Annotated in this window: 16 protein-coding genes; all 16 read left to right on the forward strand. The window is 45.2% G+C overall.

Annotated features, from left to right (window positions below):
* Positions 1-2: 2 nt before the first annotated feature.
* The gene (fliR, locus tag GN242_RS15520) at positions 3-776 is read left to right on the forward strand and encodes a flagellar biosynthetic protein FliR (protein ID WP_156287799.1); all 774 of its coding nucleotides are present in this window, start codon (positions 3-5) and stop codon (positions 774-776) included.
* Positions 776-1,909, forward strand: coding sequence for a flagellar biosynthesis protein FlhB (gene flhB / locus GN242_RS15525; protein ID WP_154752260.1), 1,134 nt, complete (start codon positions 776-778; stop codon positions 1,907-1,909). The genes fliR and flhB overlap by 1 nt, the downstream gene beginning before the upstream one ends.
* Positions 1,896-4,001, forward strand: coding sequence for a flagellar biosynthesis protein FlhA (locus tag GN242_RS15530; RefSeq protein ID WP_156287800.1), 2,106 nt, complete (start codon positions 1,896-1,898; stop codon positions 3,999-4,001). The genes flhB and GN242_RS15530 overlap by 14 nt, the downstream gene beginning before the upstream one ends.
* Positions 4,002-4,606: 605 nt before the next feature.
* Complete coding sequence (locus GN242_RS15535) at positions 4,607-4,747, forward strand: hypothetical protein (protein WP_154752262.1); 141 nt, start codon at positions 4,607-4,609, stop codon at positions 4,745-4,747.
* 245 nt (positions 4,748-4,992) lie between these two features.
* Entirely contained in the window at positions 4,993-6,714 is a 1,722-nt protein-coding gene (locus GN242_RS15540; RefSeq protein WP_156287801.1) for a ShlB/FhaC/HecB family hemolysin secretion/activation protein, read from the forward strand.
* A 315-nt stretch (positions 6,715-7,029) separates the two neighbouring features.
* On the forward strand, positions 7,030-9,405 hold the full coding sequence (locus tag GN242_RS15545) for a two-partner secretion domain-containing protein (RefSeq protein ID WP_197094737.1): 2,376 nt from the start codon (positions 7,030-7,032) through the stop codon (positions 9,403-9,405).
* A gap of 320 nt (positions 9,406-9,725) precedes the next feature.
* On the forward strand, positions 9,726-12,680 hold the full coding sequence (locus tag GN242_RS15550; protein WP_154752265.1) for a two-partner secretion domain-containing protein: 2,955 nt from the start codon (positions 9,726-9,728) through the stop codon (positions 12,678-12,680).
* A 325-nt stretch (positions 12,681-13,005) separates the two neighbouring features.
* Positions 13,006-15,456, forward strand: a complete 2,451-nt coding sequence (locus tag GN242_RS15555) for a two-partner secretion domain-containing protein (protein ID WP_197094738.1) — start codon at positions 13,006-13,008, stop codon at positions 15,454-15,456.
* Positions 15,457-15,926: 470 nt separating this feature from the next.
* Positions 15,927-16,730 (forward strand): transcriptional regulator, encoded by an 804-nt coding sequence (locus GN242_RS15560; RefSeq protein ID WP_156287804.1) that lies wholly within the window; start codon positions 15,927-15,929, stop codon positions 16,728-16,730.
* Positions 16,730-17,248: a FidL-like protein gene (locus tag GN242_RS15565; protein ID WP_154752268.1), complete on the forward strand. Its 519-nt coding sequence runs from the start codon at positions 16,730-16,732 to the stop codon at positions 17,246-17,248. Before GN242_RS15560 ends, GN242_RS15565 begins: the two co-directional genes overlap by 1 nt.
* A 405-nt stretch (positions 17,249-17,653) precedes the next feature.
* Positions 17,654-17,932: a BMC domain-containing protein gene (locus GN242_RS15570; RefSeq protein ID WP_001540796.1), complete on the forward strand. Its 279-nt coding sequence runs from the start codon at positions 17,654-17,656 to the stop codon at positions 17,930-17,932.
* Positions 17,933-17,949: 17 nt separating this feature from the next.
* Positions 17,950-18,234 (forward strand): BMC domain-containing protein, encoded by a 285-nt coding sequence (locus GN242_RS15575; RefSeq protein ID WP_154752269.1) that lies wholly within the window; start codon positions 17,950-17,952, stop codon positions 18,232-18,234.
* A 14-nt stretch (positions 18,235-18,248) separates the two neighbouring features.
* Positions 18,249-18,527 carry a BMC domain-containing protein gene (locus tag GN242_RS15580; RefSeq protein WP_154752270.1) on the forward strand — a complete coding sequence of 93 codons (279 nt, stop codon included), beginning with the start codon at positions 18,249-18,251 and terminating at the stop codon, positions 18,525-18,527.
* Positions 18,528-18,580: 53 nt separating this feature from the next.
* The gene (locus tag GN242_RS15585; protein ID WP_154752271.1) at positions 18,581-20,188 is read left to right on the forward strand and encodes an acetaldehyde dehydrogenase (acetylating); all 1,608 of its coding nucleotides are present in this window, start codon (positions 18,581-18,583) and stop codon (positions 20,186-20,188) included.
* Between the two features lie 25 nt (positions 20,189-20,213).
* Positions 20,214-20,471, forward strand: a complete 258-nt coding sequence (locus GN242_RS15590; protein ID WP_154752272.1) for a EutN/CcmL family microcompartment protein — start codon at positions 20,214-20,216, stop codon at positions 20,469-20,471.
* A gap of 14 nt (positions 20,472-20,485) precedes the next feature.
* A complete protein-coding gene (locus GN242_RS15595) occupies positions 20,486-21,637 on the forward strand; it encodes a 1-propanol dehydrogenase PduQ (RefSeq protein ID WP_154752273.1) in 1,152 nt (383 codons plus the stop codon).
* Position 21,638 lies beyond the last annotated feature (1 nt).

Consider the following 21,638-nt stretch of genomic DNA (forward strand, 5'->3'; position numbering starts at 1 on the left):
CCGTGGGCATCTCCATCAATGAGCTGATCGACCCGCTGCTGGCGCTGTGGCTTCCGTTTATCCGCATTGCCGCTTTTTTCCATTTCTGCCCGGTGTTTGAACATCGGGCTTTTCCGCATAAAGCCAAAGCCGGGCTGGCACTGCTGTTAAGCATTCTTATCACGCCGATGCTGGACAACAATGTGGTGCTTAAGGAACTGATGTCGGTGCAGGCGTTACTGCTGACCGGAGAACAGCTCCTCTGGGGTTTGCTGTTTGGCCAGATGCTTAACTGGGTATTTATCGCGCTGCAAACGGCCGGAGCAATATTATCAATGAATATGGGGCTGGGCATGGCGGTAATGAACGATCCTGGCAGCGGCAGCTCGACGATGGTGATTTCGCAAATTGTCTTCGTCTTTACCATTCTGCTGTTTTTCAGTGTGGATGGTCATCTGCTGCTGCTGACCATTCTCTATAAAGGGTTCGCCTATTGGCCGATTGGCCAGGCAATCAACACGTTGACCCTGCGTACGGTTACGACCGGCGTGGGATGGCTGCTGACCAGCGCAGTGCTGCTGGCGCTGCCGACGGTGTTTATTATGCTGCTGGTTCAGGGAGTATTCGGCCTGCTAAACCGTATCTCGCCAACGCTGAACCTGTTTGCCCTTGGATTCCCCATCAGCATGCTGTTTGGTCTGTTCTGCCTGATGCTGCTTAGTGGCAGTATTCCGCAACACTATCTGTCGCTGACCAACCAGATCCTGCTGCTGTTTGATTCGTTAAGGAGCCACTGATGTCGGCCAGTAGCGGTGATAAAAGTGAAAAGCCCAGCGCCCGTAAGCTGAATAAATCACGTAAAAAAGGCGATATTCCGCGCTCAAGGGACGTGACAATGGCCGCAGGTCTGGTAGCCAGTCTGGCGATCATCAGTACCTTTTTTCCCTACTATCGGGAGCAGATACAGGCGTCATTTACTGCGGTAAACCAGATGGCCAGCCGTATTCACGATGATGGCGCTCTGCATCAGTTTATGCTGACTCAGGTGCTGATTATTTTAAAAATACTGGCAACGCTGGTGCCGATACCGCTGATCGCCTGTCTGGCCACACTGGTGCCTGGCGGCTGGATTTTTGCGCCGGGGCGCATCAAACCGGACTTTAAAAAACTGAACCCGATCTCCGGGGCCAAACGTATGGTGGGAAAACAGCACCTTACCGACGTGTTAAAGATGATCGTTAAATGCGCAGTGGTGCTGGGGCTGCTGTGGTCAACAATTCAGGATGAACTGCCGGTGTTTATGACGCTGCAATCTCATTTCCTGCATGAGGCGATTTCAGAGGGGTTTACCCATTACGCCGGAGTCATCAAGGTGTTTGTGATCACCATCGCGCTGTTTGCCTTTATCGACGTGCCGCTGAGTAAGTATTTATTCATAAAAAAAATGCGCATGACCAAAAAAGAGGTGCGCGATGAGCATAAAAACCAGGAGGGTAACCCACAGATTAAGGGCCGTATTCGTCAGCTTCAGCGGCAGATGTCTATGGGGCTGATTAACCAACAGGTACCGCAGGCCGACGTGGTGATTGTTAACCCGACGCACTATGCCGTTGCGCTGAAATACGCGCCGGATAAAGCCGCAGCCCCCTATATCGTGGCAAAAGGACTCGACGAGATAGCGCTACATATTCGTGCCGTGGCCCGACAACACAAAATTGAAGTGGTGGAGTTTCCACCGCTGGCGCGCTCGATTTATTACAGTACGCGCGTTAACCAACAGGTGCCGGCCTCCCTGTATCGGGCTATAGCACAGGTACTGACTTACGTTATGCAGCTCAAGTCCTGGCGTTCCGGGCAGGGTGAACAGCCGCATCTGGATCTGCATATTCCTCTTCCTGAAAATGAGTTTGAAAAACATGGCAACGTTTAATGTAAGCACGCTGAAATCGCTGCTCCGCAATAGTCATATTGGCGTTCCACTGCTGCTACTCAGCGTGCTGGCAATGGTTATTTTACCCCTGTCGCCGATCGTGCTGGACGTACTATTCACCTTTAATATTGTGCTGGCAGTGATGGTATTGCTGGCGAGCGTGAACAGTAAACGCCCGCTGGATTTCGCAGTATTCCCGACCATTCTGCTGGTCACCACTCTGATGCGTCTGACGTTAAACGTTGCCTCCACGCGCGTGGTGTTACTGAATGGTCACGAGGGTGTGGGCGCCGCCGGTAAGGTGATTGAATCCTTCGGTAATGTGGTTATCGGCGGGAACTTTGTGGTGGGCTTCGTGGTGTTTGTCATCCTGATGATCATCAACTTCGTGGTGGTCACTAAAGGTGCCGAACGTATTTCAGAAGTTTCTGCGCGCTTTACCCTCGATGCCTTGCCTGGTAAGCAGATGGCGATCGATGCGGATCTGAATGCCGGTCTGATTAATCAGGAACAGGCACGCGTGAGGCGTAAAGACGTTGCCAGTGAGGCTGACTTCTATGGCGCGATGGACGGTGCCTCCAAGTTTGTACGCGGCGATGCAGTAGCCGGTATTATGATCCTGCTGATCAACGTGATCGGCGGAATTTTGATTGGTATCTTCAAGCATAATCTTGATGCTGGTCAGGCCTTCGATCAGTATGTGCTGCTGACCATTGGTGATGGCCTCGTAGCCCAGATCCCTTCTCTGCTGCTGGCCTCAGCGGCGGCAATTATGGTGACTCGCGTCAGCGACGAAGACAGCAGCGGTATTTCTGAAGATATTCACCGACAGCTGCTGGCTAAACCCGCCACCCTCTACACCGCTGGCTTAGTAATGTTTATTCTGGCGATTGTGCCGGGGATGCCACATCTGGTATTTCTGGCCTTTACCGCCCTGCTGCTATTTACCGCCTGGCGTCAGAGTCAGGCCGTCAAAAAGCCCAGCCAGAATACCCAGGATATGGAGGCGCTAAACAGAGCGCTGGACGATAGCGACAGCGTTAACGTCTGCTGGGAAAGCATTCCGCTAATTGAACCCCTGGGGCTGAATCTCGGCTATAAACTGGTCACTCTGGTTGATAAAGCCAAAGGCAACCCGCTGACTCTGCGTGTGCGGGGGGTCAGGCAGGTGGTGTCTGAAACCAGCGGAGTTTTACTGCCGGAGATTTCAATTCGCGAAGATTTCCGTCTGAAACCGGCACAGTACGCCATTAAGGTGAACGGCGTGCGTACGTCAGTCGGTGAGGTACACCCGGATCGCCTGATGGCTATCCCCACCGCAGAACAGTACGGTGAGGTTGATGGCGTGCTGGATAACGATCCTGCCTATGGCCTGGCGGTCACCTGGATCACGCCGGAGATGAAACCACAGGCGCTAAATCTCGGTTACCAGGTTGTTGACTGCGCCAGCGTGATCGCGACACATATTAACCGGGTGACGCGCGAACATTTGCCCGAGCTGTTTAACTATGACGACATTACCCAATTAAATCTCCGGCTGGCGGGCGTAGCCCCCAGGCTGGCAGATGATCTGAATAGTGCGCTGAACTTCAGCCAGCAGCTAAAGGTATATCGACTGCTGTTGCAGGATCAGGTTTCGCTGAAAGATATCACCACCATCGCCACAACGCTGGTTGAAAGCGCTGCCATCACCAAAGATGCCATTTTACTGGCTTCGGATGTGCGTTTTGCTCTGCGCAGGGCGATGGTGGCGGCTATCGCACCAGATAACAAACCTCTCTCTGCCTATACGCTGGACAACCAGCTTGAAAACCTGCTGCTCGGTTCGCTAAATCAGGCGCAGCAGGCCGGTAAAGTGATGCTCGATAGCTTCCCGGTTGACCCTAATATTCTTACTCAGCTCCAGTCCACGCTGCCGGTAGTACTGGAACAGTTGAAAGCACAAAATCTGACGTCGGTACTGTTGGTCACTCCGCAGCTTCGACCGCTAATCGCTCGTTACAGCCGTCTTTTTGCTTCCGGTCTGCATGTGCTTTCCTATAACGAAGTTCCCGATGAGGTGGATTTACGCATTGTTGGAACAGTGAGTTAAAGGATCGTAGCCGCGCGAAGTGCATTAATGCCCGCGGTGATACGAATAGCCAACAGATGCCCAACGCTAACTGAGACAGGTGTGAAGGCCTGTCTTTGAGAAAAAACTTCCCTTTCAAATATCAATACGGTTATTTATGAAAAAATCAATTAAGCTACTTATTATTATTTTTCTATTTATTTTTTTGACAGCTTATTTCTTTACTTTTCTGACATCAGTTACCGAAACATATCCACCAACAGGTAAAATCAATTCCGACTCAAAAAAAATACACAACAAAAATTATTAACAAATTCAATTAAAAAAATAGAGGCGTTAAATAACGCCCACACACCACAGCCCCTCTAAGTTATCTCACATAAAAAAAATAACACCCCACTAATAAACAAACAAAAATCACCAATAAAATTCAAAAAAAACCAACTAATATAAAACAGTTATCTGGAAAGGCAGAATCAAAAAAAACTATAATTCCAAAATTGACACAAAAACACTTTCTTTTACATAAAAATTAATTTACCCTGCCAGCAAATAATAATAAGAAAGCATTCCATATTTCATGGTGCATGATGCATCTTTCTTGAAAAACCAAAAGGACTTACGTTATGAAAATGAGCCCCCTTTCTCTAAGCCCGATGGCGTTTGCGATCGTTATTGCTTTTATCGCCTCTGCTCATGCAGCAGGAACAGGCACCATCGTTAGCGGTATTCCGGGTATCACCCCAGGTGTTAACGACATTCCGTGACTTATTCCTGGGCTTATTCCTGGCCTCATTCCGGGATTCAACATTGGATTCAATCCGGGATATGCACTAAGTTATAATGTTGGGCAGCATCCTCAACAAAACGCTAGAAGTGCAAATAATAACGCAGGTACCGAAATGCTATACGTACCCAAATACTAAGAATAATTATTCAATTTAACCCCCTACTCCTGGTGGAGGGGGTATTTTTTTAAATCACCAAATGATGCATACGGATAGTTATTAGAATGGAAATTAAAAAAAATACCATCAATAAGACTTTTTGCAACTTTCTTATTGCCACAAGCATACTTCCCGTTAATGCAATGGCGAATAACATCCCTCCGGGAATGACGATGAGTGGAGAGTTACTACAAAACAACCCCATGCTTAATGTTCCCTCGGCACCACAATCAAAGGGTTTAAACGAACTTCAAGATCAGCCTGTCGAAAAGAGTAAAAAGGAAAAAAAAGATTCTAAACGTGGGCCTGAACTGCATGTAAGCAACATAAGGGTTGATGATGCTCCGAAATCTGCTGATAAAATAATTAAAAAATTCGTCGAACAGTATCACGATAAAAACATGACGATCGCAGAGCTGCGTGAAGTTGCTATGGATATCACCTCAATACTCCAGCAGTATGGTGAACGCCTGAGCTATGCTTATGTTCCAAACCAAAAAATAGAGAACGGCACTGTTATTATTAAGATAATGACCGGCCACCTTGAAAACATCAGCCTGCATAAAAACGCATCACTCATTAAAAATTTTTCAATTGAAAAATACGTACAAAGAATAAAAAAATCAAAAAGTGGAATCACTGATATTGAAAGTCAGTTGCTTTATCTTTCTGATTTACCGGGCGTTGGTGAAGTTTCTCCTTTCCTCTCCGCTGGAAAAGAAAAGGGTGGGAGTGTATTAAATCTTGATTTAACCCCTTCTTCACGAATCGACGGTATTGTAGTATTTGATAACACAGGTTCAATATCGAGCGGCCGTAACCGTATCGGTACGCAGATAAATATCAATAGTCCGCTGGGTTTTGGCGATCGGTTGCAGGCCCTCGCTTACTACTCTCCTGACTTTATACAAATAAACAAAGATAGTAAGCACGGCAACACTATTATCTCTCGCTTGTCCTATGATGCTCCAGTCACAACAGGTGGTTCAAGGGCAGGTCTGTCCTATTCAAGGGTCAATTATAAATTAGGGGGCCCTTATTTACATGGTCTGGGGGATGGTTTTGCCGAGGTAGCCTCGCTGTATAGTAGTCATTCACTTATCAGAAGCAGTGGCAGCAATATGACGCTTGGTCTGAATTTCGATCTTAAGAGGATGAATGATAAATTCTGGGATGAAAGTAACAGCCGTTCATCATCAATTATTTCCGCACAGATATCTGGTTATATCCCAAAAATACTTTGGAATGGAAATAATATTTTGCAATACCAATTTTCAACTACCGCAGGCCGTTTAAATAACAGTGATGACTGGAATGGTTTAAGCACTAAGGGGGATTTTTATAAAGCAAATCAGGAGCTAAAATTCCAGCAGGGCTTAATGCCCGGTGTAGCGTTTAATCTAGCGTTAAACGCACAGCAGGCCAGTAAAAACCTGGACGGCGCAGAGAAGATGTCTCTCGGCGGGCCTTATGCAGTTCGCGCCTATAGTAACTCTTCTGCAAGTGCAGATAGCGCATGGATAGTCTCTCCCGGGTTCAGCTTTAGGATACCAGGTTTCAATGGGATGACAGGGCAGATCTTTTATGATTACGCTTCCGGTAAAGTACAGAAGTTTTCCAGGTATCCATCAAAAGTTAAACTTCGCGGCTACGGAGTTGGCTTAAGTTATGAATTTAACTCAAAATTATTTATCAATGCCAGTTATGCATGGCGTGACGGAAAAGATGAGTTACTAAGTTCACAAAATAAAGCCATGGGCTGGATTAATGCTGGTTATCGTTTTTGATTCAGTAAAAAGAGATGTATAAAATAACAGCAGTAAGTTGGTTAAAGATGAAAAGTCATTGGACACCACCAACGGCTAACTAAAGTTATTTAAAGTACAAAACATAAAAACCATGTTTAAAATCACCAGTTAAATAGATATATCAAGAATACATCAGGAACCAAAAGTAGAAATAATACTAAAATAGAATCACACGAAAAAATAAACTTTCTTTTATGGAAAAATTCACCTACCCTGCAACAAAACAATAAATGTAAAATTATTCATTACCAATGATGCATGACGCATCTTTATCAAAGCAAAAGGACTTCCGTTATGAAAATGAAAACCATCGCTTTAAACCCTATGGCACTTGCGGTCGCTATTGCTTTTACCGCCTCTGCTCATGCGGCGGGAACAGGCACCATCGTTAGCGGTAACGGTTCAATTAGCCAAAATCAAAATCATACTGTAGTGAAACAAAACACTGACAAGATGGTTATTAACTGGGACAATATGGACGTTGCCCAAAAAGAGATTTTACAGTTTGTTCAGCCGGGTAAAAACTCAGCCGTACTTAACCGTATTAACTCCCATGACCCCACCCAGATTAATGGCGCATTGCGTGCTAACGGTCAGGTATTTATCGTCAACCCTAACGGGGTATTAATCAATAATGGTGCATCCATTGACGTAGGTAGCCTGATTGCATCATCACTGGATATTCAAGACAGTGACTTTATGAAAGGAAACCTTACATTCTCTGGAAACGGCACGGGAACTGTTTCTAACCAGGGTACTATTTCCGCAGAGAGCTCAGTTGCACTGATCGGTGCCGGGGAAGTAAATAACAAAGGTACCATCACTACGGTTAAAGGGGGAGCTACCCTCGCCGCAGGCGAAGATATCACCCTTTCATTCCCGTCAATGGGTCTGATCAGTGTCAAGATTAATAAAGGCAGCCTGCGCGCACTGGTTAACAACGGTGGTATCATCCGCACGCCTAATGGCTCAATTGCACTGACCGCATGGGCAACTGATACACTGACCCGCAGTGTCATCAATAATACCGGTACGCTGGAAGCCGATCAGATTGTAATGCGTACTGACGGGGTTTACCTGGATAATATTGACAGCGCACAAGCTGGCGACATCAATATTGCTGGCACTGTAACTGGAAATACTATCCACGCCAGCGGTAGCAATATAAAAATCAATCAAAACGCAAGTGTCATTGCCAGTAAGAATATTAATCTCGATGGAAAAAATGTCCATATTGATGGTGATGCTTCATCGGACACACTGAAAATTAATGCAGATACTTTCTCCCAGGGTACCAACTCTTCACTATCTGCCTCAACCGCTAATTTTTATGGTGGCGACTTTGATCTCTCTTCAGGTAAAACCGATCTTGAAAATATCAATGTTTGGAATGCAAATTCATTAAATATCCATACAAATTCATACACTGATCTGGGTTATTCTGAACTCGCTACCAATCTGAATGTTGTCAGTACAGCTGATGTCGCTTTAAAGAACGTCTACGTCGGCGGTTCAGCAGTTATTGAAGCTGACAATATCAGAGCATTACCATCGCCATATGGTAGCTTCTCCTCTTTATTTAGTACTGAAGATATTACACTAAGGGCAAAAAATAACATTGACCTAAAAAACATCAGCGCCATTAATAAAACGTCAATTAAAACCGGTGGTAATCTCACGCTAGATGTACTTGCTGGAAGAGATATTAATGTTGATTCGACAGGATCAGTTAATTTCAAGGGTATTCATTCAGATGGAACTCTTAACATCGTAGCTCAACAAAACTTTAACACGAGCGGTAATATTTATTCCAAGTCAGATATGACGATAAGTGCTCGTAATATAAAAAACGCTGAATCATGGGGTTCAAATACGATCAAGAGTGACGGGAACATCACACTTACCGCAAAAGAAAACATTCACATTAATGATGTGATAGCTAATGCATATACCCCATGGGTAAAGACAATATCAGATGTTTCACTTTCAGCTAAAAATATCACTGCAAATATTATTACTACTGAAGGTAAAGTTAATCTTAATGCGGAAAATAATCTCCACACTGAAATGGTTAAATACGCATCAGATATTAATCTCAAAGCAGGAGGAAAAATCCAGACTGGGGAGTTACAATCCAGAGGTGCTATCACTATTGCTGCTGAAGGCGACGTTAATTTAATGCATAACGTTACTGCCGATAATGACCTCATTATTAACGGCGATAATATCAACGCACACCAATATAACTGGATGACGCCAGTAATTAAGAGCCAAAAAAATATCACACTCACCGCTAAAAATGATATTAATGTCCATCAGGTAATTTCAGAATCATATCGCTGGAACAACTATTTTAATGGGAATGTGCATCTCAGTGGGAAAAACATCTTTGCACGCAGTGTTGAATCCCTCGGAGATGCCACTGTTAATGCTACTAACAACGTTGTAATGCATACTATTTACGCAAACAATGTAGACATTTCAACAACTGGAAATATTGATGTTTCCAACGTGTATGGCTTTGATTCTGTAAATGCCACCTCGACTGATGGGAATATTAGATTTAATTATCTAGCCGCAACCCGCCATAAAAACCTGACAGCATCGAAAGGGGTAAATATTAATTATGACGAAAACAGATATCAATCATCATACTCCCCATGGTATTAATCTTAATATAATTTCACCTGTATAATATCAACATGTTTTTATTATCAGGTTAACTTCCCCCTTTCCTTCGGCAAGGGGGAAATTCCCTTCATCCGGTCATCCTGATTTTTACCAACCGGTGATGATAATTAACAGGCCTCAATATAAGATAATTTACCTTGCTTAAATAAATTGCAATATGAACATTTAAAATAGCGCTACAGAAATAAAATACTATTTCATGAAAACCTTAATATAATCCACCGGGGGGGGGTAATTTTAAAATCATCCATCCCACATGATGCATGACGCATCTTTATTAAACCAAAAGGACTTTCGTTATGAAAATGAAAACCATCGCTTTAAATCCTATGGCGCTTGCAGTCGCTATTGCTTTTACCGCCTCTGCTCATGCGGCGGGAACAGGTACCATCGTTAGCGGTAACGGTTCAATTAGTCAAAATCAAAATCATACTGTAGTGAAACAAAACACTGACAAGATGGTTATTAATTGGGACAATATGGATGTTGCCCAAAAAGAGGTTTTACAGTTTGTTCAGCCTGGTAAAAACTCAGCCGTACTTAACCGTATTAACTCCCATGACCCCACCCAGATTAATGGCGCATTACGTGCCAACGGTCAGGTATTTATCGTCAACCCTAACGGGGTATTAATTAATAATGGTGCATCCATTGACGTAGGTAGCCTGATTGCTTCATCACTGGATATTCAAGACAGTGACTTTATGAAAGGAAACCTTACATTCTCTGGAAACGGCACGGGAACTGTTTCTAACCAGGGTACTATTTCCGCAGAGAGCTCAGTTGCGCTGATCGGTGCCGGGGAAGTAAATAACAAAGGTACCATCACTACGGTTAAAGGGGGGGCTACCCTCGCCGCAGGCGAAGACATCACCCTTTCATTCCCGTCAATGGGTATGATCAATGTCAAAATTAACAAAGGCAGTCTGAGAGCATTGGTAAACAATGGTGGTATCATCCGCACGCCTAATGGCTCAATTGCACTGACCGCATGGGCAACAGATACCCTTACGCGCAGCGTAATCAACAATACCGGTACGATGGAAGCAGACCAGATAATAATGCGCACCGATGGCATATATCTGGAAAATAATAGTAGTGATATAGCTATCGCAGGTACTGTCGCGGGTAATACTATCCACGCCAGTGGTGGTAATATCAGCGTCAAAGATAACTCATTATTAAAAGGCCGTTACCTAACAATTCTTGATGCCAGTAAAAAAGATGGTCACGTCGAATTTGGAAAGTCAACCATCCAGACGGGAATATTAACAATAAAGGCAGACAACGTCCTGGCAGGTGCTGAAGGTCAGGGGCCTGACTTACGAGGAAGCAAGCGCATTGACATTCTGACCAAATCGAATGATTTGGTTATTGGTGATAATTCAGCTAAAACTGCTGATGATTTAATCGCAGGTAAGAGCGTCATCAATGACAATATGGTCAACAGCATTTCCAAATCTGACGCTGTTTTGACTGTTAAAAGTAATGCTAAAAATATCGATTTAGATAATGCTAATGTTAATTATGGAAAACTGCGTATCCATAACTGGTCAGATGATAGCAGCATCAATATTAAGAGTTCAGTTAAAGGCCACTCTCTGGAGCTGGCTGGAAATAAATTTTCACAATCTGAAGGTGCTGATATCAATATGGCAGTTTCATTTTCCGCATCGGTGAATAAAGATATTAATCTGAATGCCAATATTAATGCCAATAATCAAATCATGCTCAAAAGTACACAGGGTAATATAAGCCAGGCAGCTGGAAATAAAAGTGACGCCATGGTGGTTGATTACAGCGGAATAAATATCAAGGTTGATGGTGATATTTCAACGAAATACCTCAACATCAATGCGGAAAAATTCTCCCAGGGAACCAAATCTTCTCTATTAGCAAAGTCGACTAACTTCTATGGCGGGGATTTTGACCTCTCCTCAGGTAAAACAGATCTTGCAAACATCAATATGTGGAATGCAAAATCATTAAATCTTAACACTGATTCACACACTAACTTAGGTGACTCTCAACTTTCCTCTGATCTAAATGTTGTCAGTACAGCTGATGTTAGCTTACAAAACCTTTACATTGGAGGTTCTACACTTATTAAGGCTAACAATATCATCGGATTACCTTCGCCATATGGCGGTAACTCGTCTCTGGTAAGTGATAAAGATATTTCATTAACCGCAAAAAACAATATTAACATCGAAACTGTAAACTCGATGAATAATGTTTCGATTAAATCTGGTGGCAACGCTACGCTGGGCACGCTCAGTGGGGTAGACATCGATGTTGACACTATTGGTTCAGTCAATTTGAAAGGTCTTCATTCAGGCAACACACTTAATATCGCAGCAACAGAAGATGTTAACTTTGCTGGAGATATTTACTCAAAATCTGACATGAATATTAGCGCGAATAACATTCAAACATCTAAATCATGGATTCATAATACCATTCGTAGTGATGGGGATATTACATTTACTGCAAAAAACGACATTAACATTCATGATGTTGTAGCTCACTCATATAATCCATGGCTGGCAGATATATCTGATATTTCAATGTCAGCAAAAAACATCATCACAAATGCTATTACGACAGAAGGCAAAGTTAAGCTTAATGCGGCAAATAATATCTTAACTGAAGTCATCAGATATGCTTCAAATATTGACCTCAATGCAGGAGGAAAAGTTCAGGCCGGTGATTTATTCTCCAAAGGCGGTATCAGTATCGCTGCTAAAGGGGATGTTAATTTATTAACTGGAATCAGTGCAGTTGATAACATCACTATTAGTGGTAATAATATCAATGCCACCCCATATTACTGGGGCCAACCTGTTATTAAAGGCGCTAAAAACATTACACTCAATGCTAAAAATGATATTAATGTCAATGATATAGCTTCAGAACCTGATTACTGGTATAACCATTCTATTGGGAATGTGTATCTTAATGGCAAAAATGTTAATGCACGCAGCGTTTCAACTATTGGCGATGCCTATATTAATGCTACGAATCGAGTTGCAATGGATAGTATTTATGCCGAAAATGTAAATATTACCTCAAGAAACAACATTGATATTAATAATGTTTATGGGCTTGAATCTATAAATGCAAAATCTACAGCTGGTCGCATTAACTTTGATTACCTGGGATTAACGAGTTATAAAAACCTAAGCGCAGCTAAAGGAGTAAATATTAACTATGACGAAAACAGATATCAATCACAATACTACCCATGGTATTAATCTGAATATAATTTCACCTGTATAATATCAACATAATTTATTATAACAGGTTAACTTCCCCCTTTCCTTCGGTAAGGGGGATAATACCTTCATCCAGTCCCCCCGATTTTTACCAACCTCTGATGATAATTAACAGACTTTAAAAAAAGGTGATTTACTTTGTATAAGTAAATTGCAATATGAATATTTAAAGTAGCGCTATAGAAATAAAAACACTTTCTCATGAAAACCTTAATTTAATTCAACTGGGAATAATTATAAAATAAACCATCCTACATGATGCATGAAGCATCATTATAAAAATCCCCAAAAAAGGACTTACGTTATGAAAATGCGGAAAATTTCCCTAAACCCAATGGCGCTTGCAATCGCCATCGCTTTTACCTCCACTGCTCATGCAGCAGGAACAGGCACCATCGTTAGCGGTAACGGTTCAATTAGCCAAAATCAAAATCATACTGTAGTGAAACAAAACACTAACAAGATGGTTATCAACTGGGACAATATGGATGTTGGCCAAAAAGAAATTTTACAGTTCGTCCAGCCGGATAAAAGATCCGCCGTACTCAACCGCATCAATTCACTTGATCCTACTCAGATTGATGGCGCACTGACTGCCAATGGTCAGGTGTATATCGTCAACCCTAATGGTGTCTTAATTAATAAGGGTTCCACCGTAAACGTAGGCAGCCTGATTGCCTCATCTCTGGACATTAAAGATAGTGACTTCATTAAAGGGAATCTCACATTCTCGGGAGGTGGCGAAGGAACAGTATCCAACCAGGGTGTTATTTTATCACAGAGTGAAGTTGCGCTAATCGGTGCAGGTGAAGTCAATAACCATGGCGAGATCACCACTAATTTAGGCGGTGCGGTTCTGGTAGCTGGCGATGATATCACCCTGTCATTTATGGGGTTTGGTTTAATCAATGTGAAAATAAATAAAGGCAGCCTGAGAGCATTAGTTAACAACGGCGGAATCATCCGTACGCCTGGTGGACAAATAGCGCTGACCGCATGGGCAACTGATACTCTGACGCGCAGTGTCATCAATAACACCGGCACGCTGGAAGCAAACCAGGTTGTAATGCGCACTGACGGAGTTTACCTTGAGAATAATGACAAAGACATAACTATCGCTGGTACTGTTACTGGAACCAGAATCTTCGCCAGCGGCGGGAACGTCAACATCAAAGATAATGCATTAATTAAAGGTCGTTTAAATACGAACATTGCGGCCAATAACCAGGATGGTTACGTAGAATTTGGTAAATCAACTGTTGAGACAGCGAGTTTATCAATCAATGCAGATAACGTCCTGGCAAAAGCCGAAGGTCAGAAACCAGATTTCACAAGAACCAAACGAGTTGATATTACCACCAACTCAAATGACCTGGTGATTGGTGATGGTATAGCTAAAACCTCTGGTGACTTGATCGCAGGAAAGAGCATCATCAATGAAAGTCTGGTAAACAGCATTTCAAAATCTGATGCTGTGCTGACTGTTAGAAACAATGCTAAGAATGTCGAACTGGGTAATACCAACGTAAATTATGGAAAACTGGCCGTCCATAACTGGTCACAGGATAACAATATCAATATTAAGGATTCAGTTAAAGGACACTCTTTGGAATTGCGTGGCCTCAACTTGATACAATCTAAAGGTGCTGATGTAAATATGGACGATGTTTTTTCCGCATCGATTATAAATAACACCAATCTGAATGGTAATATTAATGCCAATAACGAAGTTAAAATTACAGGTTCACAGGGGAATATAATTCAGTCTGCGGGTAGTAAAGTTAACTCTTCATCAGTTGATTATAGTGCTAAAAACATTAGACTAGATGGCGATACTTCATCGTACCACCTTGATATCAATGCAGATAAATTTACCCAGGGTGAAAAATCATCACTTTCAGCATCAAATGCTAACTTCCACGGTGGAGATTATGACCTCTCTTCAGGCGAGACCGATCTTGCAAAGATTAAAATGTGGAATGCAAAATCATTAAATCTGAAGACAAACTCATACACCAACCTGAGCGACTCCACGCTCTCTTCCGATCTTAAGGTTGTCAGTACAGCAGATGTCGGTTTACTTAATGTCAATGCTGGCGGTTCAGCACATATTGAAGCTGACAATATCATCGCCTTCGCGCCATCATATGGGAAGACCTCCGCTTTAACTAGTGATAAAGATATTGCATTGAAAGCAAAAAACAATATTGAAATTCAAGATGTAAAAGCCAGTAAAGATGTATCTGTCAAAGCCGGTGGCGACATCACGCTTGACATGCTTTCCGGTTCGAATATAGATGTTGCCTCAATTGGCACAACAAGTCTAAAAAGTGTTTACTCCGATAACGCTTTGAATGTTGTAGCTAAAAAAGATATTAATATGAGTGGTTATGTTTACTCAGGAAGCGACATGAATATGAGCGCTAACAATATTTACAATAAACTAGTTCCAAATCTCATCGAAAGCCATGGAAATATTACCCTAAATGCAGAAAACAGCATTAGCGTTAATAATTTAATAGCTAATTCAGACTACTCATGGATGGGAAAACACTCTAACATTTCCATGACAGCCAAAAATATCTCGACTAATGATATTATGACAGAAGGTGATATTAAACTTAATGCAGAACAAAATATCAATGCTCAAGCACTAAGATTCGCTTCTAACATTGACCTCCATGCAGGAAAAAAAGTAAAAACTGGTGTAATCCAATCCTGGGGGAATATCAGCATTTCTGAAGGGAAAAAATAATATTCATGCTGTAAATGAGAACTCTTTCTCTCTTTCAAGACTGAATGCTAAAATTATTTTATAATTTTACGCCCCTTTCACTCAGTGGAAGGGGCGATTTTGTTATAAAGCACTGCTTATTAAAATTGAGAGCGTAATAGGTTAACCTGTGATGCCACCTCTCGCAGGAGGGTTATCAAAGTTTACTCTTTTCATCAATATTACTATTTTGTAATTTGTGATCTGCTTCGCATTAACAGAGCATCAGCCTCATTAACAACCTTAAAATTATGGGTGCCGATAAGAATATTCATACTAATAATGATAGCGATCAAGTACCAACCTCCCCTTCCGTCGGTATGATCTGAGCCATAACAGATAAGAACGATGTGCGAACTAATGCCCGCAGATAACGCTGATTCGCTCGCTCTTCTCGCGCTTGTCTGCACAATAATGACGCTTCCTGCGTGAAGCTTTAGATTGAGGCCGCGATGCGCTACAACATCAGTGCCCGTCTTATTTATGACGCTACGGACGGCACCCTTACGCTTCCTGAAAGCAATGAACCTGACAGCCAGCTGTCGATTACCTCCAGCGCATTGCTCTACTTTTTCCTGTGCAACCCCCAGGTCATCAGCCGCGATGATGTTCTCAAGAGGGTATGGGATGACAATGGGCTAACGTCATCCAACGCTAACCTCAACCAATATCTGAGCATGCTGCGTAAAACCTTCCGACTCTATGATATTGATAATATTATCATCACCGTTTCACGCGGGTATTTACAGCTCAATCCGGATATTGCCATTGAACAGCTGGATCTGCCGCCACAGTCGTTCGGGGAGGCAGAATCGTTCTCTGAGACGCCCGGCAATGAGCATGAGCCGCCTGTTGTGCTTTCCAGACCGCTTTCGGCACATGAACGCGGTGTTTGCTGGTATATCGCCGGTGTCTGCCTGCTGACTATCGCTGTGTTGCTGGTTTTTTTAAGCTCAATTGGCAGCAAAGCATCCCATCCCATCACCCTTACGCAGATGCCTCATGGCCAGTGTGAAATTGTTGCCAGCGATGAGATGCTGCGATCTGTGAGTGGCACTATTTACGGAAAAAATTTCGATGCCGTACGCCAGGGGCTGGATTTAGCGTGCAAACCAGGTGAACGCTTTGTTTTTTTCTATGGTGACCGGTTAGATAACCATAATCTTGGCCGTGTTTTTCTCGCTCACTGCGCAAGCCATGAAGATAATCCGTTCGGATACTGCGATAACTATTTTTATTACTCATGGAAGTCGTGATGAAACTTGCTCCCCGTCCGTTTTTCGCTCTCTGTACGCTGTTTTTTTTCTGCGCCGCCGGCTTCAGTGCGTGGAAGCTGCTGCCAACAAAAAATGCCGGAGTGATGCGCTGCTCCAGCCGGGCCATAATGCGCTTTGAGAACATGGAAAAAGAGAACGTTAATGGCAATATCCATTTTAACTTTGGCGCCAACGGCAAAGGCTCGATGGTAGTTGAAGGCTACACTGATTCCGCCGCCGGATGGCTCTATCTGCAACGCTATGTCAAATTCAACTATGTCAGTAAGCGTATCTCACTGACAGAACGCCACTATCTGATCAGCAATTGGGAATCCAGTGCATCATCGATTGATGAGTCGCCGGATGTTATCTTCGCTTACTTTATGCGTGAGATGTCTGACAGCCGTGACGGCCTGCTGTTGAACGCGCAGAAACTCAATGAAAAGGCCATCCTGCTCAGTTCCATCAACTCCCCTCTCTTTATCTGCAACCTGAAATCCGGCAGTAAATTTGACTAACATCACACTGTGGTTTTCATCCCGACGCCCCTCCCCTTATATAACTATTTTTCGTATTTAGCCTGCGTCCTAAAACATGATCTTCCCCACACTTAATACGTGCGGCCACCACCACAAATTCGCATTAAATTATCAAGTTTTTAACAACTTCAGCCACGCCATTATTTGGCGAAAAACCCGCCATAGCCATCATATAGAGCTTAAATAAAAACAGCATAAATACATAAACGGGATGCTAAAAACACCTTATTAAAAGCATAAAAAACTAAATACTTCCGTTAAGTGGATTTAAATTCCATTCAATATCTCATTCCCTATAGTAAAAAACGAACACCGATTCTGCGTAATAACGCTATGACGCGGACGGTTTCCCCAAATCACAAAACCTGTCTGGAGGAGATCACCATGGGTGATGCATTAGGACTCATCGAAACCAAAGGTCTGGTGGCCTGTATAGAAGCAGCTGATGCGATGTGTAAAGCCGCCAACGTTGAGCTGATCGGCTATGAAAACGTCGGTTCAGGGCTGGTCACCGCGATGGTGAAAGGCGATGTCGGTGCAGTGAAAGCAGCGGTGGACTCGGGCGTGGAATCGGCGCAGCGCATTGGTGAAGTGGTGACCTCGCTGGTCATTGCACGACCACATAACGACATCAACAAAATTGTCATTAAACACAAGGCCTGAGGGCCAGGAGAGCACAAATGGGTGATGCATTAGGTCTGATTGAAACCAAAGGTCTGGTCGCCTGCATTGAAGCGGCAGATGCGATGTGTAAAGCCGCCAACGTTGAGCTGATTGGCTATGAAAACGTCGGTTCTGGCCTGGTTACCGCGATGGTGAAAGGTGATGTTGGCGCGGTAAAAGCGGCGGTGGACTCGGGCGTGGAATCGGCGCAGCGCATTGGTGAAGTGGTGACTTCGCTGGTCATTGCCCGCCCGCATAACGACATCAGTAAGATCGTCTCACATTACAAAATCGCAGAATAACCGGAGAACAACTGATGAAAGAAGCACTTGGTCTGATTGAAACCAAAGGTCTGGTGGCCTGCATAGAAGCAGCGGATGCGATGTGTAAAGCCGCCAATGTTGAGCTGATTGGTTACGAGAACGTTGGTTCAGGTCTGGTAACCGCGATGGTGAAAGGCGACGTTGGCGCAGTAAAAGCCGCCGTTGACTCCGGCGTGGAATCAGCGAAACGAATTGGCGAAGTCGTCACTTATCGGGTGATTGCACGGCCACATAACGATATTGAGAAAATCGCAGCACAGCACAAAGCATGACCTGACCGGTAACGCCCCATCCCCACTCTTTTAGTCTGAAGAAGGATAGACTCATGATCGAACTGGATTACGATTTGCGCTCCCGACAGCATGTCCGGGAACTGGTACGTAGCGCCAAAAAGGCCCAGGCAACGCTGGCTACTTTTACGCAACAGCAAATCGACGCCATTGTGAAAAACGTGGCCCAGGAGGCTGCACATCACGCCGAATCGCTGGCGAAAATGGCCGCAGAAGAGACCGGTTTTGGCAACTGGCAGGATAAAGTTCTGAAGAACCGTTTTGCCTCGCTGCGCGTTTACGACGCGATTAAAGATATAAAAACCATCGGCATCATTCATGACGATCAGATAAATAAAGTGATGGATGTGGGCGTGCCGCTGGGAGTGATTTGTGCACTGGTGCCGTCAACCAATCCAACTTCTACCGTTATCTACAAAGCACTGATTGCCCTGAAAGCCGGCAACGCGATTATCTTCTCTCCGCATCCTGGAGCTCGCCAGTGCAGCTTGAAAACCATTGAAATCGTTAAACGTGCGGCAGAAGCAGCAGGTGCCCCCGCCGGATGTGTTGATACCATTAGTGAGCTGACGCTGGAGGCCACTTCCGAGCTGATGCACAGCAAAGAGGTGTCGTTAATTCTGGCCACCGGCGGTGAAGGAATGGTACGTGCAGCCTATGCCTCCGGCACCCCAACCATCAGCGGCGGTCCGGGAAACGGCCCGGCATTTATCGAACGCAGCGCCGATATTCATCATGCAGTGAAAGATATTATTACCAGTAAAACCTTCGATAACGGCGTGATCTGCGCCTCCGAGCAGTCGATAATCGTTGAACGTTGCATTTACAACGAAGTGATCCGCGAGCTGGAATCTCAGGGCGCGTATTTTATGAACGAAAGCGAAGCAGCGAAAATCGCCTCCCTGCTGCTGCGCCCTAACGGCTCTATCAACCCAAAAGTGGTTGGCAAATCTGCGCTGACCCTCAGCCAGATGGCCGGGTTCAGTATCCCCACCAGCACCCGCGTACTGATTGCCGAGCAGAGCGTCGTCTCTCGCCAGAACCCCTACTCCAGAGAAAAACTATGCCCGGTTCTCGGTCTCTATGTTGAAGAGGACTGGAAGGCAGCGTGTCAGCGCGTAGTGGAACTGCTGACTAACGAAGGTCTCGGCCATACCCTGGTGATCCATACCCGTAATCAAGACGTCATTCGCCAGTTTAGCCTTGAAAAGCCGGTAAACCGCATTTTGGTTAACACACCAGCAGCGCTGGGTGGCATTGGTGCAACCACCAATCTGAATCCGGCACTGACCCTGGGTTGCGGTGCCGTCGGCGGTGGCTCCAGCTCCGATAACGTTGGCCCGATGAACCTGCTGAACATCCGCAAAGTTGGCTACGGCGTTCGCTCCATTGAAGAACTACGCAGCCCAGGCAGCCGCCCTGAACCACAGCCAGCAAGAGTGGTACCAGGTGACAATCCGTGCCACAGCATCCTCGATGATGTTCGTTTCGCTCCACCATCTGCAAATGCACCTGTCACCAGCAGCACAGCTGCAGCAGACGACCGTTTCACGACCGCCGCCAGCAGCGCCGCTCAGGGTGAAATTACCGAACAAAATGTGGAACGCGTTATTCGTCAGGTGCTGGAAGGCCTGGGAAAATAACGCACTGAAATAAGGCGATAAAACAATGATTCTCGCAAAGGTAACCGGACATGTCGTCGCTACGCAAAAAAGCGATGAGCTACGCGGCAGCAACCTGCTGCTGGTCACTAAATTAGATGATGACCAGCAGCCGATGAAAGACCAGACCTGGGTCGCGGTCGATAGCGTTGGAGCAGGTATGCACGACATCGTGCTGGCTGAGGAGTATTTCGCGCTTAACAAAGACCGCTACAAAGCCATGTCGGTGGTGGCCATTGTCGAGAAAGTGTTTCGGGATCGCTGAGGAGTTAATAACCAATGAGTGAATTTTTGCTGAAACCCCGGATCCGCTTTGGTCAGGACGCACTGACCGTGCTGAACGAGCTGCCCGCCCGTAGCGTACTGCTGGTAACCGATCAGGCGATGGTTAAGTTTGGCCTCGCCGGTCGCGTAATGCAGATGCTGCAACCACGCGGCATCGCCTTACAGGTCTGGGACGACGTGGTGGCCGATCCGGATATCGCCACCGTGGTACGCGGTATGAAGCTGATGGACAACAGCTATCCGGATACGGTTATCGCCCTTGGCGGTGGTTCGGTAATTGATGCAGCCAAAGCGGTTATTTTCGCCCTGGCAAAAACCCGTCCGGACGCTCAACGCCAGCGCCCTTGCTTCGTGGCAATTCCCACCACCAGCGGTACCGGTTCAGAAGTTACCGCTTTTTCGGTGGTGAAAGCTCACGCTGAAAAACTGGTGCTGGTGGATCCTTCTCTGCTGCCGGATATCGCTATTCTTGACCCGGCGCTGGTGGCCTCAGTACCTCCCGCCATCACCGCCGACACCGGTATGGACGTGCTTTGTCACGCGCTTGAAGCCTATGTTTCACGCGCTGCCAGCGATTTTTCTGACGCACTGGCAGAGAAGACGGTACAGCAGGTGTTCCGCTATCTGCCTACCTGCTGGCGTAGCGGTGACAACCTGCTGGCACGGGAAAAAATGCATAACGCTTCCTGCATGGCTGGCATGGCATTTACCAATGCATCCCTCGGAATTACTCATAGCCTCGCCCACGCATTAGGCGGCGTATTCCGCGTACCCCATGGCCGCGCTAATGCGCTGTTGATGGCGGAAGTCGTGGCATGGAACGCCGACTATCAGGGGGAGTGTGACACAGAAGCCGCCCGCAAATATGCCCGTCTGGCACACCTGCTGGATCTGCCTGCACAAACCCCACGGCAGGGCGTGACCAGCCTGCTGGTGGCTATCAGGGCGCTGAAAGATGAGATGGCCATGCCTGATGGCATCCGCGATACCGGGATCAAGGCCACCGATTTTGAACACCAGCTGCCGGAAATGGTAGGCCAGGCGCTGCGCGACAGCTGTACCCCAACCAATCCGCGCACGCCTGACGCTCAGGGATTAATTGATATCTATCGCCGGGCATGGATCGGCCAACCTGAACAAGATTAAA

The organism is Erwinia sorbitola, from assembly GCF_009738185.1.
GTDB classification, from domain to species: Bacteria; Pseudomonadota; Gammaproteobacteria; order Enterobacterales; family Enterobacteriaceae; genus Erwinia; species Erwinia sorbitola.

Coding starts and splice junctions, on each gene's coding strand:
- GN242_RS15555 (WP_197094738.1), top strand. CDS start 13,006: ATGAAAATGCGGAAAATTTCCCTAAACCCAATGGCGCTTGCAATCGCC.
- GN242_RS15560 (WP_156287804.1), top strand. CDS start 15,927: ATGCGCTACAACATCAGTGCCCGTCTTATTTATGACGCTACGGACGGC.
- GN242_RS15565 (WP_154752268.1), top strand. CDS start 16,730: ATGAAACTTGCTCCCCGTCCGTTTTTCGCTCTCTGTACGCTGTTTTTT.
- flhB (WP_154752260.1), top strand. CDS start 776: ATGTCGGCCAGTAGCGGTGATAAAAGTGAAAAGCCCAGCGCCCGTAAG.
- GN242_RS15570 (WP_001540796.1), top strand. CDS start 17,654: ATGGGTGATGCATTAGGACTCATCGAAACCAAAGGTCTGGTGGCCTGT.
- GN242_RS15535 (WP_154752262.1), top strand. CDS start 4,607: ATGAAAATGAGCCCCCTTTCTCTAAGCCCGATGGCGTTTGCGATCGTT.
- GN242_RS15530 (WP_156287800.1), top strand. CDS start 1,896: ATGGCAACGTTTAATGTAAGCACGCTGAAATCGCTGCTCCGCAATAGT.
- GN242_RS15575 (WP_154752269.1), top strand. CDS start 17,950: ATGGGTGATGCATTAGGTCTGATTGAAACCAAAGGTCTGGTCGCCTGC.
- GN242_RS15550 (WP_154752265.1), top strand. CDS start 9,726: ATGAAAATGAAAACCATCGCTTTAAATCCTATGGCGCTTGCAGTCGCT.
- GN242_RS15590 (WP_154752272.1), top strand. CDS start 20,214: ATGATTCTCGCAAAGGTAACCGGACATGTCGTCGCTACGCAAAAAAGC.
- GN242_RS15595 (WP_154752273.1), top strand. CDS start 20,486: ATGAGTGAATTTTTGCTGAAACCCCGGATCCGCTTTGGTCAGGACGCA.
- GN242_RS15585 (WP_154752271.1), top strand. CDS start 18,581: ATGATCGAACTGGATTACGATTTGCGCTCCCGACAGCATGTCCGGGAA.
- GN242_RS15580 (WP_154752270.1), top strand. CDS start 18,249: ATGAAAGAAGCACTTGGTCTGATTGAAACCAAAGGTCTGGTGGCCTGC.
- GN242_RS15540 (WP_156287801.1), top strand. CDS start 4,993: ATGGAAATTAAAAAAAATACCATCAATAAGACTTTTTGCAACTTTCTT.
- GN242_RS15545 (WP_197094737.1), top strand. CDS start 7,030: ATGAAAATGAAAACCATCGCTTTAAACCCTATGGCACTTGCGGTCGCT.